Origin of the sequence: Paenibacillus cisolokensis, from assembly GCF_018403665.1 — a bacterium.
GTDB classification, from domain to species: domain Bacteria; phylum Bacillota; class Bacilli; order Paenibacillales; family Paenibacillaceae; genus Paenibacillus_AH; species Paenibacillus_AH cisolokensis.
In genome coordinates this window covers 19,586-34,722 of the sequence record NZ_BOVJ01000061.1, presented here as the reverse complement: position 1 = coordinate 34,722, position 15,137 = coordinate 19,586, and the positions used below count along the sequence as shown (strand labels likewise).

General features: G+C 53.2%; 12 protein-coding genes and 3 pseudogenes. All 15 read right to left on the bottom strand.

The features are described from left to right. Positions 1 to 79: 79 nt before the first annotated feature. On the bottom strand, positions 80 to 1,045 hold the full coding sequence (locus tag PACILC2_RS08780; protein ID WP_213528577.1) for an LCP family glycopolymer transferase: 966 nt from the start codon (positions 1,043 to 1,045) through the stop codon (positions 80 to 82). Positions 1,046 to 1,081: 36 nt separating this feature from the next. After that, positions 1,082 to 2,418 (bottom strand): annotated as a pseudogene (locus PACILC2_RS08775) (UDP-glucose dehydrogenase family protein). A 28-nt stretch (positions 2,419 to 2,446) separates the two neighbouring features. Then, positions 2,447 to 3,817, bottom strand: a complete 1,371-nt coding sequence (locus PACILC2_RS08770) for a sugar phosphate nucleotidyltransferase (RefSeq protein ID WP_062495479.1) — start codon at positions 3,815 to 3,817, stop codon at positions 2,447 to 2,449. Between the two features lie 29 nt (positions 3,818 to 3,846). Then, positions 3,847 to 5,087, bottom strand: a pseudogene (locus PACILC2_RS08765) (glycosyltransferase family 4 protein). Continuing rightward, positions 5,084 to 5,674 carry a WcaF family extracellular polysaccharide biosynthesis acetyltransferase gene (locus tag PACILC2_RS08760; protein WP_062495483.1) on the bottom strand — a complete coding sequence of 197 codons (591 nt, stop codon included), beginning with the start codon at positions 5,672 to 5,674 and terminating at the stop codon, positions 5,084 to 5,086. Before PACILC2_RS08760 ends, PACILC2_RS08765 begins: the two are co-directional and overlap by 4 nt. After that, positions 5,652 to 6,815: a glycosyltransferase family 4 protein gene (locus PACILC2_RS08755; protein ID WP_062495485.1), complete on the bottom strand. Its 1,164-nt coding sequence runs from the start codon at positions 6,813 to 6,815 to the stop codon at positions 5,652 to 5,654. Before PACILC2_RS08755 ends, PACILC2_RS08760 begins: the two co-directional genes overlap by 23 nt. Then, entirely contained in the window at positions 6,812 to 7,405 is a 594-nt protein-coding gene (locus tag PACILC2_RS08750) for a glycosyltransferase (protein WP_372447088.1), read from the bottom strand. The genes PACILC2_RS08755 and PACILC2_RS08750 overlap by 4 nt, the downstream gene beginning before the upstream one ends. Before the next feature lie 82 nt (positions 7,406 to 7,487). Beyond that, positions 7,488 to 7,739, bottom strand: a complete 252-nt coding sequence (locus PACILC2_RS08745; RefSeq protein ID WP_213528575.1) for a hypothetical protein — start codon at positions 7,737 to 7,739, stop codon at positions 7,488 to 7,490. Further along, positions 7,712 to 7,957 carry a hypothetical protein gene (locus PACILC2_RS08740; RefSeq protein WP_213528574.1) on the bottom strand — a complete coding sequence of 82 codons (246 nt, stop codon included), beginning with the start codon at positions 7,955 to 7,957 and terminating at the stop codon, positions 7,712 to 7,714. Before PACILC2_RS08740 ends, PACILC2_RS08745 begins: the two co-directional genes overlap by 28 nt. A 4-nt stretch (positions 7,958 to 7,961) precedes the next feature. Next, positions 7,962 to 9,152, bottom strand: coding sequence for a glycosyltransferase family 4 protein (locus PACILC2_RS08735; protein ID WP_213528573.1), 1,191 nt, complete (start codon positions 9,150 to 9,152; stop codon positions 7,962 to 7,964). Positions 9,153 to 9,323: 171 nt separating this feature from the next. Next, positions 9,324 to 10,067: a glycosyltransferase gene (locus tag PACILC2_RS08730; protein ID WP_213528572.1), complete on the bottom strand. Its 744-nt coding sequence runs from the start codon at positions 10,065 to 10,067 to the stop codon at positions 9,324 to 9,326. Positions 10,068 to 10,349: 282 nt separating this feature from the next. Then, positions 10,350 to 11,126, bottom strand: a complete 777-nt coding sequence (gene wzy / locus PACILC2_RS08725) for an O-antigen polysaccharide polymerase Wzy (RefSeq protein WP_280515294.1) — start codon at positions 11,124 to 11,126, stop codon at positions 10,350 to 10,352. Between the two features lie 677 nt (positions 11,127 to 11,803). Beyond that, complete coding sequence (locus tag PACILC2_RS08720) at positions 11,804 to 13,153, bottom strand: lipopolysaccharide biosynthesis protein (RefSeq protein WP_213528570.1); 1,350 nt, start codon at positions 13,151 to 13,153, stop codon at positions 11,804 to 11,806. Between the two features lie 14 nt (positions 13,154 to 13,167). Beyond that, positions 13,168 to 14,148 carry a GDP-mannose 4,6-dehydratase gene (gmd, locus tag PACILC2_RS08715; RefSeq protein ID WP_062495497.1) on the bottom strand — a complete coding sequence of 327 codons (981 nt, stop codon included), beginning with the start codon at positions 14,146 to 14,148 and terminating at the stop codon, positions 13,168 to 13,170. Between the two features lie 27 nt (positions 14,149 to 14,175). Next, a pseudogene (locus PACILC2_RS08710) lies at positions 14,176 to 15,112 on the bottom strand (GDP-L-fucose synthase family protein). Between the last annotated feature and the right edge of the window lie 25 nt (positions 15,113 to 15,137).

Sequence of the window (15,137 nt, the reverse complement as noted above, 5' to 3'; positions counted from 1 at the left end):
CCTCCTATAGTGAAACAAGCTTGTTCACTATTATGTAAGGGCGCCGGCGTTTATGCCCGCCGAACGACCGGCCGTCCGTCTAGCCGTCGCCGCCTGTCTGATGCTCGGCCAGAAGCTTGTGAATCCGGTCCCGCTCCGCGCCGTCGACCTGGTAGTAATAAATCCCGCCGATTCGGGTCCCGCTTCCCTTGATCTCGGTCGAGCTTATCGTTTTGATGCGGGGACGGTAGTGAAACAAAAAGGTTTTCATCTCGTCGAACGTCATATTCGTCTTGACGTAGCCGGCCACCTGATCGAGCACCTTGTTCACTTGCGTCACATTCGAGAAGGTGAGCGTCTTGTCCATAATCGCCCGGATTACGGCCCGCTGCCTCTCGTTGCGCCCGAGGTCGCCGCGCGGGTCTTCATACCGCATCCGCGAGAAGGAGAGCGCTTCTTCTCCCTGCAGCTGAATGACCCCTTTATCGAAATGATAACCGGAGTTGTCGAAAGCGAACGTATTGTTCACTTCCACTCCGCCGAGCAAATCGATAAGCGCGACGAACCCTTCCATATTGACTTTCATATAGTAGTCGATCGGATAGTCCAGGAATCGTTCCACCGTTTCCACGGTCATCTTCACGCCGCCAAAGGCGTGAGCATGATTGATTTTGTCCGCCACGCCCCTCCCGACGATTTCGGTTCTCGTATCGCGCGGAATGTTGAATAGAAGCGCCTCTTCCTTGTCCGGATTGACGCTGATCACGATTAACGTATCGGAGCGCCCGGGGTCGCCCGGACGCTCATCTATCCCCATTATCAATACCGTAAAAGGCTGCTGCTCCTTATCCCGCTGCGCAAGGGGAAGACGCTCCGGACGCTTCCGGCCTTCCGGATTGCCGATCCCTGCATCGGGTTCGTCCGATTCGATCGGTTCGTACATCCGTACGACCGTCTGCTCGACGGAACGATACAGATACCAGCCGTATCCGGCCGACGCCGTAAGGATGAGCAGCAGCGCGATACCGGAAATGAGCATGATGCGCTTGGCAAGCGGACGCCTCATGATCGTCACGGCTCCTTATCAACAGATTGGGTCGGGTCAGAACGCGAGCGCCGGCGATTGCTCGCGGATGCCCCGGTTCAGACGCGGACGGCCTACGGCGTAATAAACCAGACCCGTCTTCGCGATCTCGCTTTCGTCGAACGCGTTTCGCCCGTCAATAAGCAAAGGTTGTCTCAACAGCGCCTGCAGCTTGTCGAGCGGAAAATCGGCGAATTCACGCCACTCCGTCAGCAGGCACAAGGCGTCGGCCCCGGCCGCCGCTTCCGCCGCGCTGCTGCAATAGACGGCATTCGGATGCTCCAGCCCTTTGCGGAAATTATCGGCCGCAACCGGATCGTACGCCCGGACGACGGCTCCCGCTTCCAGAAGACGCCCGATAATTTCGAATGCCGGCGACTCCCGGACATCGTCGGTTTCCGGCTTGAACGCCAGCCCCCACACGGCAATTGTGGCGCCGCGCAATTCGCCCAAATATTCGGTCAGCTTGCGCAGCACATTGTACCGCTGGTCGCGGTTCACCTCCACGACCGATTTCAGCAGCTTGAACTCGTAATCGACGTGTCCGGCGATTTGGATCAGCGCTTGCGTATCCTTCGGAAAGCATGACCCGCCGTAGCCGATTCCCGGCCGCAAAACGAGGAGCCGATGCGCTTGTCGTAGCCCATCCCTTCGGCCACCCTCATCACATCGGCTCCTACCTTCTCGCAAATGTTGGCGATCTCGTTAATAAAGGAAATTTTAGTCGCAAGAAATGCGTTGGAAGCGTACTTGATCATTTCCGCGCTGCGAATATCGGTCACGACAATATGCTCGGTAAGCGGACGATGCAGCTCGGCAAGCCGCTGCGCCACCGCCTCCTCCGACGTTCCGATGACGATCCGGTCGGGATTCAGCGTGTCCTTAACCGCCGTCCCTTCCCGGAGAAATTCCGGCACGGATGCGACCGCGAACGGATGACCGGAATGTGCGGCCACAATGGCCGCTACTTTCTCGTTCGTACCGACCGGCACCGTACTTTTCGTCACGATAATTTTATACCCGTTCATCGCCTGCCCGATTTCTCTCGCAGCCGCCTCGATGAACGACAAGTCGGCTTCGCCGGACGGCAGCGAAGGGGTGCCGACCGCCAATATGACGATGTCCGCATGATGCACAGCTTCTTGCAGACCGGTCGTAAATCGAAGCCGGCCTGCGGCGGCAGAGGCATCCATCATCTCTTTGAGACCTGGTTCATAGATCGGGACCTCCCCGCTGTTCAGACGGGCAATCCGCTCCTCCTGCTTGTCGACGCAAACGACCTGATGGCCCAAATGAGCAAAGCATACTCCGGATACAAGACCGACATACCCCGTACCGACAACCGCCAATTTCATCGCCGCATTCCCCCGTCCTTGCCAAGCGTTATATTTTCAAGCAATGCTTTTCGACATCCGCCCACGTATCGTACAGCTCGACCGCATGGTCCGGCTCGGCCGCGATGCCGCTCTGCACGACGATGATTTCCAGATCGGACAACGCCTTGACCGAATGCAGCGTCTTGGTCGGAATATGAAGGACGTTGCCCGCCTTGACCCGCATATAGTTGCCGTTCTGGACAAATTCGCCCTCTCCCCTGACGATCGTCCATACTTCCTCGCGGTTCGGATACATCCGGTACCCCAGATTCTTCCCTTCCTGCAGGCCGATCCGTTTCGTCAAGACGATCCTCCCGTCATCGTACCGTTGATGATCCAGCACTCTGACCCAGCCCCATTCGCGCTCCTCAAACATCGGCGTCTGATTGTCGTCGATGAAATCCTTGATGCGGGGGCTTGCGCTCTTGTCGGTCACGAGTATGCCGTCCGGACTTGCGGCGACGACGACGTTCGATAAGCCGAGAATGGCGACCGGTATATCGGTCTCGTTGATGAGATGCGTATTGTGGCAGTCGTCCGCAATCCGGCCTTTGCCGATGAGCCGGTTCGGCATCTCTTCGGTCAGCGTGTTCCACGTTCCGAGGTCTTTCCAATATCCGTCGTAGGGAACGACGACGATACGGCGCGACTTCTCGACGACTTCATAGTCGAAACTGATTTTGGGCAGCAGCTGGTATTGCCTCGCCAATTCTTCGTAGTGAATCGGCCAGCCGTTTCGCTCCAGCCACTCGATCATATAGCGGAGACGGAAGGCGAACACGCCGCAATTCCATAAGGCGCCGATCTCCAGCAGTCGCTCCGCCTCGCTTTCCGTCGGTTTCTCGCGAAAGTGATCGACCGGACGATATTCCAAAGCGGTATCCGCTTCCGGCCGGATGACAATGTAACCGTATTTGCCCGACGGATATGTCGGGGCAACGCCGATCAGCGCCAGGTCCGCCCCGGATCGGGACAATACGCCGTCCAGACGTCGAACGGTATCGAAGAACCGGTTCTCAACGAACGGATCGACCGGCAGCACGACAACCGTTTCATCGAGCGGGGCGTCCTTGAGAGAATACAGATACGCGGACGCCAGGGCGACTGCGGGGAAGGTATCCCGCCGCTCCGGCTCAATGATAAGCGGAACATCGGGGCCGACCTGGCTTTTCATCATCTCGATCTGCGACCGGCTCGTCGCGATAAAGCTGGATGCGGCCAATCCCGATACGGCAAGCTGCCGCCAAACCCGCTGCACCATCGACACCCTTTCCCGGTCTTCGTTCTCCAGCACCCTCAAAAATTGCTTGGACCGCGCATCGTTCGATAACGGCCACAGCCGTTTCCCCGACCCGCCGGACAACAGCACGAGTTTCATCCCGTTCCCTCCCGAATATCGAATGTTCTCTATTTTTGCAGCGATAAAAGCAAGTTCCGGTATTTCTCCAGTGAAATATCCCGGCGCAAATGCTTTTCCAAATACGATCTTCCTTGCAAGCCGAGCAGCCGAAGCCGGTCCCGGTCTGTCCGATACAGCTCGCCGAGTCGCCGCTTGACCGCTTCGTAATCCTGAGGCTCGACGACAACTCCGCAGCCGCTCTCATGGATCAGCCGTTCTGCCTCGCTGCCTTGCTCCAGAACGCCGAGTATCGGCTTGCCTGCTGCCATGACGCCGTATATTTTACTTGGCACCGACACGCCTTTAATGCCCTTCTGGTTCACAACGAGGTGCAGATCGGCGGCGTTCAGCGAATGCTTCAGCTCCTCCTTCGGCAAGAACGGCAGAAAACGGACCTGCTCTTCCATTCCGTTTTTTTGCACATAATCAACCATCCGCTTCTTGACGGCGCCGTCGCCGATAAACACGAACAGCAGATCTTTGCAATGCCGGAAGGCAGGCGTAATCGCAATCAAATTCTCAAGATCGTAGTACAGGCCGAGATTGCCCGAATACATGACGATAAACTTGCCTTCCCAGCCGTGCCGGCGGATAAGAGCCGCCACGCCGGGATGATCCTTCGGCAGCGGAATGATGTCCTGCTCGTTCGTCCAGTTGTTGATGACGGAATAATGATTCGTCTCCCGGCGAAGACGGCCGATCAGCGTCTCCTTCATGTCCTGTCCGACGGTTATAATGTGGTCGGCATATCGGCAATTAAGCGTATCGAGCCAACGGGCCGCCGCGAACAGGAAGCGGTTCTTCATAAAGCCGATCGACTCGGCCTGCTCGGGATTGAAGTCCTGGATATTGTAAATATGCTTCGAACGCTTGAGCGCTTTGCCGATACTGCCGATCAACCCGCCGAGAATCGGCGGCTGTGATATCGTATAAATCAATTGGGGACGCTTCTGCCGCAGCAGCAAGTACACGGCATAAAAAAGTAGGCGGCGACATACCGCAGCCTGCTGATCTTGTTCGTTTTATCCACTTTCGGAAGTTTAATATGAAGGATTTTGATTCCTTCCAGCCGGCTTTCGGCAATTCGCTTTCCGCCTTCCGGACCGGCGGTCCCGTTCTCCGGCCGCGCAGCGATGACGGTAATGTCGAAGTCGCGCTGCAAATGCAGACATAGCTCTGTCATCAGCTGACCGGTCGAAGCGTAATCCGGATAAAAGTAATTGATGACGAACACGATTCCCGGCTTCATACGAGAACCTCTTTCCTCGGCTCAGACGGATTCACCGGAGCGAAGCGGTCCTGCAAATATTGGGCGGGGGAACCGGCGTGAACCTCATTGGCCGGAACGTTGCGTATAACGGTGCTGCGGGCGGCGACGACCGCCATCGGCCCGATCGTAACGCCGGGATATACGAAGGCGCCGCTCGCTACCCATGCGCCGTCGCCGATCCGCACCGGCCGCGTCACCAACCCGAACCGGGGATCGCGGATATTATGCGTCCCGGTGCAAATATAGCTTTGCTGGGAAATGACGCAATGCTCCCCGATCTCGATACGGTCGAGACTATACAACTCGACGTGATCGCCGATCCAGGAATGATCGCCGATCGCGACTTTCCAGGGGTACGTAAAGCGCGCTGTCGGCCGCACCTTCACGCCGCGGCCGATGCTCGCTCCGAACAGCCGGAGCAGCATATTGCGCCAGCTGTACATCGGGTGCAAGGAGAACCGAAACAGCGTTCCCTGAACGAACCACCACAGCAGCACGACCATACCGCTTCGGCCTCTGGAGTAGTGGCTCTGGTCATATTGATCAAGCCGAATTTTGTTTTTCATCTTTTCCAAGCAGCTCCTCGTACAAGGCAGTTGTTTGCGAAATGTACCGCTCTCGCGTAAAATGGGTCTCCACCAGCCGTCTGCCTTCCCTGCCGAACCGTTCGGCATCCGACTCGGCCATGCGCGCAATCGCCAGGCATAACGCTTCCGCATTCCGGGGAGGAACGACGATTCCCGAACGCTCCGTGACCATTTCGGGAACCCCGCCCACATCTGTCGCCACTACCGGGAGCCCTGCGCTCATCGCCTCAAGCACGACGGTCGGGAAAATATCGTACACGGAAGGCAATACGAATATGTCCGCTTGCCGCAGCAAATTCGGAACGTCCCGCCGCAGCCCCAGAAAATATACGTTGTCCAGCTGTTCCTTCTGTTTCAACGCCAACAGCTCCGCCTTGTAGCCCCGTTCCGATTCGAACGCGACGTCTCCGGCAATGACAATCTTCAGCCATGGATGCGTCGACTTTAACGAACGGGCCGCTTCGAGCAAATATTCGATGCCTTTCATTGGAGACAACCGGGCGACGGTGATGGCCACTTTGTCCGACGGGTCGAGCCCCAATTCCTTGCGCAACGCATCGTCGGAAGGGAACGGTTCGGCCGGCAGCTCGATGCCGTTGTAAATTTTGACCAGCTTGCCCGAGCGATGCTTCCACCATCGAAACATGACCTTGCTGCGTTCGCACAGCACGATGATCTTGTCATTGAACAAATGGTTCAGCAGCGCTACGAATTTGTATGCCGCGAGCGGTTTCCGCGGAAGCTCGTGGACGGTCTGCAGCGTCGGAATGCCCAGCAGCTTTCCGACGATATTGCCGCCAAGAACCTCCATTTTATGCGAATGAATAAGATCGATGCCGTACCGCTTTACAATATCGCGGAGCATCGCGATCGACCGGATCAGTTTGATCATATTCCGCGGATAGTAAAGAACATCTGTCGGTTTGCCGAAAACGGCCAGCGTGCAAAACAAGACGATCGCGCCGGCCTCCTCGTACTTTTCCACATACGGACTCGGAGCCGGCAATACGACGTACGGCCGGTATACGTTTTTGTCCAATCCCTTCACAAGCTGCAGCAGGACGGTATCGACGCCGCCGACATGACTGGCGTACGGTTGGATATACAGAATGTTGATCATATCGTCTCTCCTTGCGGCGACTGCGCCCTCCGGATGGCCGTCGAAACGGCCTTCGCGTAACTTTCCGGGTGAAGCCTTCTCCACAGTTTCAAGCCGAGGCTGCGTTCGCTCCGGACCCAATCCGCGCGGTCCAGTATCCATTCGAAAGACTTCGTCAGCTTCTCTTCGTCCAGCGGATCGATAATCAAGCCGTTGTGACCGTCCACGATGATATCGGTTGTCGCGCCGGCATACTTGGAAGCGAGCACGAACGTATCGGTTGCAAGCGCCTCGTTGACGACAAGTCCCCACACTTCGATCAGCGAAGGAAAAACGAGACAATCCGCCTCGATCAAATAGCGGACGACTTCTTCCTTCTGCTTGTAACCTTCGAAGCGGATACGCGCTTCCAATTCCAGCCTTCCGACCAGATGCCGCAGATCGGCTTCGTCGGGTCCGGTACCGACGATGAGGAGCTGCCATTCTCTCTCTTTCAACGCGTGCAGCGATCGAATGACCGATGCGAGTCCTTTGCGCTCGATAAGCTGGCCGATAAACAAAACGTCATCGGTTCGTCCCGATTGCGGGAAATTCCCCGTCTCCGCACGTATTCCTTATACTTGTCGCGAAAAAAGCGAATATCGACCGTATTGTATCCGACCACGATTTTACGTTCCTCTACGCCGTAATGCTTCAGGCATTCCGCCGAATCGGTCCCATATGTAACAAAGGAATCCGCCGCACGGAAAAAAAGCTGCGAATCCGGTTGACCCATTCGTTTTTCACCCGGCTGCTGGCCAGCGTGCTCCCCCACCACACCACAAATTTCTTCCTGAACATCTTGCTGTACAGAAGCGCGGCCCAATAACCGAGCGAATCGTATCCCGATGTCATCACGATGTCCGGACGATGCCGGATCAGCTTGAAAAAATGCCGGGATTCCAATGCACGCCCATATCCAAGCGCTGGATAAAAGCGTGCAGTCCCGGCAAACATTCGTATTCGTATTCGATTTCGTCCCGCTCAATCTTCCAGTGCCTGTTCTTCTCCCGCTCCTCCAGATACCACACCTTCAATTGATAATCCGGAATGCGGTTCAGCTTGTTCAGGACAGGTATGCGATAAGGGGCGATCGTGTTGGTCAGCAGAACGATCTTTTTCATGGCATCACCTTATTTGCTCCTGAATATGACGGTATACCTGCTGCAATTCGTTCATATACCGGTCCCACGTGTACGCCTTCGCTTTTGCCAGGCTGTTTCGGCTCATTCGTTCGCGAAGCGAACGATCGTCATACAGCAATTGCAGCTTGTCCCGGATCGCCGCAGCGTTTCGGATCGGCACGACAAAACCGTCCTTCCCCTCTTCCACCACATCGGCCGCTCCTACGTTTTCGGAGACGATGACGGGCAGGCCGGTCCCCATTGCTTCGAGAACGACAAGTGAAAACGCATCGGATATCGACGGCAATACGAATACGCTGGAATTGGCATAATATTCGACCAGCTCGTAATTGGGGACATACTCGTAATGGACGACATTGACCGGAAGATTTTCCATCAGATGTTTGACGAGCGGGTCCACTTTTCCGATCATCACCAGTTCCGTATTATGAACCGGCAGCCGCTTGAAAGCATCCAGCAAATAAACAAAACCTTTGCGCGGCGTAATTTGCCCGACAAATATGACTCGGAACACATCGTCCTTTTTGGGCATGGGATAAAAGCTCCCCCTGTTGAATCCGTAAGGAACGACATAAACCCTCTTCTCATCGATTCCATATTGCACGAACGTTCTTTTGGAAAAGCCGGACGGCACGATAAAGTAATCCCCGATCTCATATTCTTTCAGCAGGGCGTCTCTACGGGGCACACGATAGTCGCCTTTCAAGTCAAGCAGACGGAACTCTTCCTCCAGAATCGTCTCCAGATAAACCGGATGCTGCGCCCGGTCATCGACAATGATTTTCGCGCCTCCGCGCTTGCTCTTCTTGGCCGAACGATAACCGATGCTGCTGACAAAATGAAAACAGTCACAGCGGTCCAGCTTGCGGCTGGCTTTATAATCAAAGATCGCATTGTGAAGATTCACGATGAATTCCTTGTTGCGGCCAAACATGCGGAGCGCCATTTTATAAGCAAGCTCCAGCATCCACATGGACTCCACTTTATTGGGGTTTAGGCCGGAATCCACCTGATGCTCCAAATATTTGCGGTAGCTGCCCGGGAAGAAACGGAAAAATTTTCGGGGCCTCGGAAACTGGCTTCCCGTTATATACTTGTCCAGCAGCCCCATACGGTCCAGAGACTTGGCCGTATAATTATAGTGGTGGATATTAGAGGAAAGAATGACTTTCAATCCCGCCGCCTCCTTCCTTTCCTGATTGGGAGCCGTATCCTCCTCATAGAGCCATAAAGAAATGATGATAATTTTTTACAAAAGAAGCCGGACTGATTTGCTGCAAATAGGTATGTCTTCGCGTTTCGCTTCGGTCGCCGTCATGATTTCGGGTTAACGCGATAAACGTTGTTATTTTTTCGTCAAATCTTTCACATCTTCAGCCTCGAACGTATAGCCCAAGCGATATTCCCGAATCGTGTAACCAATTTCACCGTGGTCCGGGCCGATAATCCATTTGCCGTTGGCAACCCCTTCGGTGAAAGGACCGCTTTGTCCGGTAAAAACTTTCCGGTAAGGGAGAATGACAGCGTCGCAAAGCTTAAAGAACGGAGCGACTTCACGATCGGCAATATATTCGGTCTTATAAACGATCTTTTCCCGAAACGATGGATTCTGCCGGAGAAAACGTTCGATGTCGGCTTGGCCGAAGTCTTCTTCTTTCCCGACAATAAAAAGGGTGAAAGGTTGACTTCCCAACGGTTCTATCGCCTCAAGCAGCAGATCCAGTCCTTTATCATGACGCAAGCCTCCGAATGCAAGCAGAAAAGGTCTGGCATACCGGGCGTCATCCATCAGCTCCGACGCTTCGGAACGGCCATGCCCGTCTTCGTGCTGTTCCTTGTCATGCAAATGCGGATATGGAATGGCAAAAACCCGACCGGCTGCGGCTTCCCCATGTTTTTGCACGATCAGTTCTTTCATAAAATCCCCGTGCACCACCATTTTGTTTATAATTTTGGCCTGGATGAGAAACTTGAGAAGCCAGGCTTTGGATTTGCGATGCGGATACCAATGAAGTGTGCCGGTAATTTTGAAACGAAGCAAATAGAGTACCGGGGAAAACAGCGAGAGCGCGATTAGCAAGCTGTCCAAAGACGCGATATGGATTTGTTTATATTTTTCCTGACGGCATACATAAGCATCTGGACGAACAGGGAAAGGTCATGCATCAGGTAATGTTTAAAAGCGGTCGTTAAGATATGATACGGAATGTTTAATTGCTGCAATTGCGCGCGGATTTGCGGATGAGCCGTCGAAACATAGGCCGTTTCGAACGAGGAAGAAATCCCCTCGAGCAATGCGACATTGTAACGCAAACGGTGACCGCTGTTAATGGTATCGAAAAGAAGTATCCGTTCCATCTTTAACTCCCGTTCAATTATTCGTAACGTTAGGTTTTGACATCAAATAAAAGACAAGCATCGAAGGCAAAAGGACGATCAGATACCAAACGGAAGTGCCTACAAATTCGCCCCTTGTATAAAAGGGTATCACGCTCAAGGTTACGGAATAAAATAGAACTCCCTGAATATGATATTGCCGAAAATTTTCAACAACCTTTAATAATACCCCGATCGTCATCATGCCTATAAAAATGCCCAAAACCCCAAAATTAAGCATAAAATCAGCCAAAATAGATCCCGCAAAACCGATTCCCTTCTCATGAAATTCCGGTATCAAATGCTCCATTATCATAGTAGAGGCATAAACGGGCTTCTCGGGAAAAATGGATCTCGGGATCGGCTGGATAAATAGCGAAGCAAAAGTTGCCCCGTACTGATAATTCAGAAGTTCAGGTATCCCCTCGTATACCTTTACAAAAGTATCAAAAATATTGAGGTCTCCTGTTGACGACAAAAAATTATGCCGGATCGTTTCCGGGCGGAAATTGAGATCGACGGCAGAACCCAGATACAAATTGCCGCGACTTGCTCCGATTACTGAAATCAAATACACGAAACCAACGCTTGCCGCGATCATGAAGAAACGGCCTAACCGGATTTTGTAATAATGAAATAACAGAATGCAGAATGATATCAGCAACATCACGAGCCGATATCTTCCTCCCAGGACCATAAATAAATAACATGCCGCAATAAACAGGATCAAAACAGCGAACATTTTTTTCCCGTTTCCTGCGCATAAATAAATTTCAACAGTATGCCTGGAATCAACAAGTTTATAGATAAATAAATATAAGCATTTTCACCTGCCAATCTAGTGGCTCCTCTTCCGATCATAAAGCTGCCTTGTTTTACGGAAAATACAACAAACCCCAATATCGCCAAAAAACCAAAACATTCGAATACCGATTGATAAATCGTGAGTGTGCGGCAATCTGAAATGGAGTTTTAAAAATACGTGCTATACTCTTGAATCGAAGCAGCAGCTTCATGACAAAGGCATCCAATCTCGAACAATATCCCGCGTATAAAAACAATAGACTGAAGATGAGAACAAGCAGCACTTCATCCATCACATTCCGGTTCGCTTGAATCATATCCATAAAGGCATAATCGTTATTCCAGATAATGTATACGATTCGCAACGGAAAAAAGACAAAAAAGGCTGCTGCAAATATAAAAAGAGGATTAAAAAAATCAATCCTTTTCTTATAAAAAAGGATTACAAAAGGAATGCAATTAATGACGAACAACATGATTGCCAAATGTTTGATTTTGGCATTATCGTCGGCCAACGAAATAATATGTTCAAGGTACAACGAAATCGAACACGAGAAGATAACGGCAATCAACGATAATAACAGCTTGTAGTTAACCAGACGCTGTCTCATATGCAACACCTGCTTCTTTCACGATCCCCTAACTTCAATCCGGAAGATCTTTCAAGTACGCAATAGCTGTCTCCGAACGATCCGGCCGCAAAACCTTTTGATAAATCACCCATACGGACGCCGCGACCAAAGGAAAAGCCAGAATTCTTCCCCAAAAAGCGGCCGTTAACCCTATAACGGGCATGAGCATGAAATAGGCAGCGCAACTGATCAGCGACATCGACAACGTGAAAAACGTATTCAGCCTGACATATCCGGTACCGTTCAAACCGTAATACGGGATCACGCCGAGCGCCCCCAACGAAACGGCAACTGCAAGAAGTTGAAGCAATCCCGCATGCTGGTCGGCAAATTCGGGGCCGATCCAAAGCTTTAATATGAAATGGGAGCCTGCAAACATAAATGCGCCCGCCAATAAAATGAATGCGGCTGCGAATCGCTGCGATTTCTGATACAGCTTTTTCATTTCCCCGAATTGTTTGTTTTCATATAACGAGCTGAATCGCGCCAACAAAAAACCGCCGGCAGCAGCCGGCACTTCATGAATTTTAATGGCCAGCTGTATGCAGATGGTGTAATAGGCTAAAGCCTTCGAGCCGAGCAAGCCGCCGACGATCAATTTGTCGGCCTGGGTGTTGAAAGCGGTAATGATGACCTGGAGCCAGGAAAATATGCTGTAGCTGCACAATTTTCGCAACACGGTCCGTTCCAGGCGCAGCCTGATCCGGAATCCCGGAACCGTTCGCTTGGCAACGAAATAATTGACGGCAACCAATGCAACGGAAAAAATCAGCAAAGCCGCGATCATGGCATTCAAAGACCGGTACCAATAGGCCAGCAACGCAAAGGCAATGGAAGATATGAAATTAACGATCATGTTCACCTTGCTGTTCAGATCGTATCGCTGCTTCGACATGTACGCCGCGGAAAAGACGCCGCTTATGACTCTGAGACCGGTAATGGCTCCCGCGAAATAGATGAAACGTATGAAGGACTCCTGCTGATCGGGGGACGCGAATAGGCGAACCAGATCCGCCCCGAATGTCCAAACGATAACGTTCATCACGCACGATACCAGAAGCGACAACGTAAACCCTGCATGGATCAGCGCATCGAACCGTTCGGGATCGGAGTCTACCCATTCGGCACCGATCTTGATTAACGCGCTGCCGATTCCGAAGTTGGAAATGCCCAGTACGCTGATCACGGATTGAATCAATATCCAAATCCCGTACTCGGCCGCACCCAAATAATGAAGCAGCAGCGGCGTCGTGACCAAGATCATAATCGGAGATATCAAATACGCGAGCAGACTGTATGCCACATTGTTGAAGGATCGATTGTTTTGCAGCGAACCGGTTAAACGTTTTATGTACTTCAACATCCGTCAGCCTTCATTCATGCATACTGCATGTTCTGTTCCGCCTTTACCCGCTTCAAATCCGCATCCACCATCATATGCACCAGCTCCCTGAATCCGACATCCAGCGACCAGCCCAGCTTCTCTTTCGCCTTCGAGCAGTCGCCGAGCAGCAGGTCGACCTCTGCCGGACGGACGAACTCCGGATCGATCACGACATAATCCCGATAGTCCAGCCCGACATAGGAGAAGGCGATCTCCAGCAACTCGCGTACCGAATGCATCTCGCCGGTCGCGATAACGTAGTCGTCCGGCTCGTCCTGCTGCAGCATCAGCCACATCGCCTTGACGTAGTCGCCGGCGAAGCCCCAGTCGCGCAGCGCATCCAGGTTGCCCATCCGCAGCTCGTTCGCAAGCCCCAGCTTGATGCGGGCAACGCCGTCCGATACTTTGCGCGTTACAAATTCGAGCCCCCGCCTGGGCGATTCGTGGTTGAACAGAATGCCGGAGCAGGCGAACATGCCGAAGCTTTCCCGGTAGTTGACCGTAATCCAGTGGCCGTACACTTTGGCTACGCCGTACGGACTGCGCGGGTAGAAAGGGGTCGTCTCCTTCTGCGGCGTCTCGACGACTTTCCCGAACATTTCGCTGCTGGATGCCTGGTAGAATCGGGCGCCCGGCTTTGCGATCCGGACCGCCTCGAGCATGTTCGTGACCGACAGCGCCGTCATCTGTCCGGTCGCCAGCGGCTGCGGCCACGAACTGGCGACGAACGACTGCGCCGCCAAATTGTATACTTCATCCGGATCGGCGGATCGCACCGCTTCGATCAGCGATGCCAGATCCGTCAGATCGCCGGATATCCAGCGAATCCGGTCTTTAATATGCTGCACATTTTCATAATTCGGCGTACTCGTGCGGCGCCTCAATCCGTATACCGTATAGCCTTTCTCCAGCAAAAATTCGGCCAGATACGATCCGTCCTGGCCGGTCACGCCTGTAATCAATGCGTTTTTCATCCGATTTCCTCCACTCGATCCGTTTATTCAAGCTCGAATCGTATAATTTTCCCGAAACGCCTCGTACACCGACCGGATGCCGTCCTGCAGCGAAATGCGGGCCGACCATCCCATCGACCGGATTTTCGTCACGTCGACGAGCTTGCGCGGCGTGCCGTCCGGCGCTGACGGGTTATAGACAATACGGCCGTCATAACCGACAATGCTTCTGATCAATTCCGCCAGCTCCCGAATCGAGATGTCCTGGCCGACGCCGATATTGACGATCTCGTTCTCTTCATAATGCTTCATCAGAAACAGGCAGGCGTCAGCCAGATCGTCCGCATGGAGAAACTCGCGGCGCGGAGAGCCTGTTCCCCATACCTCTACATAGGGATGCCCGTTTGTCTTGGCCTCGTGAAATTTGCGGATCAGTGCGGGCAGCACATGCGACGTCTTCAGATCGAAGTTGTCGTTCGGCCCGTACATATTGGTCGGCATCGCCGCTATAAACCGGGTTCCGTACTGCCGGTTGTACGACTGGCACATGACGATGCCGGCGATTTTGGCGACTGCGTAAGGCTCGTTCGTCGGCTCCAATTCGCCCGTAAGCAAATATTGCTCCTTAAGCGGCTGCGGCGCGTACTTCGGGTAGATGCAGGTCGAGCCGAGAAAAAGCAGCTTCTTAACGCCCGCCCGATACGCGGCGTCGATCACATTCGTCTGGATGAGCAAGTTGTCCCGAATGAAGTCGGCGGGGGATTCGTTGTTCGCCACAATGCCGCCGACTTTGGCCGCGGCGAGAAACACGTAGTCGATTTTCCGCTCCGCAAAAATTGGTCGACGCGGTTCTGTCCCGAAGGTCAAGCTCGGAACGGGTGCGGGTGACGATCTTTTCATAGCCGTTCCGCCGCAATGCCCGCGTGATGGCCGAACCGACCAGCCCGCGATGGCCGGCCACATATATGCACGAATGCTTTTCCATTTGAGCACCTCGATATACGGCTGAT

Bases quoted from the DNA above. Each gene is read 5' to 3' on its own strand.
- PACILC2_RS08720 (WP_213528570.1), bottom strand. From the start codon at position 13,153: ATGTTGAAGTACATAAAACGTTTAACCGGTTCGCTGCAAAACAATCGA.
- PACILC2_RS08740 (WP_213528574.1), bottom strand. From the start codon at position 7,957: ATGAAAAAGATCGTTCTGCTGACCAACACGATCGCCCCTTATCGCATA.
- PACILC2_RS08780 (WP_213528577.1), bottom strand. From the start codon at position 1,045: ATGAGGCGTCCGCTTGCCAAGCGCATCATGCTCATTTCCGGTATCGCG.
- PACILC2_RS08755 (WP_062495485.1), bottom strand. From the start codon at position 6,815: ATGATCAACATTCTGTATATCCAACCGTACGCCAGTCATGTCGGCGGC.
- gmd (WP_062495497.1), bottom strand. From the start codon at position 14,148: ATGAAAAACGCATTGATTACAGGCGTGACCGGCCAGGACGGATCGTAT.
- PACILC2_RS08770 (WP_062495479.1), bottom strand. From the start codon at position 3,817: ATGAAACTCGTGCTGTTGTCCGGCGGGTCGGGGAAACGGCTGTGGCCG.
- PACILC2_RS08760 (WP_062495483.1), bottom strand. From the start codon at position 5,674: ATGAAAAACAAAATTCGGCTTGATCAATATGACCAGAGCCACTACTCC.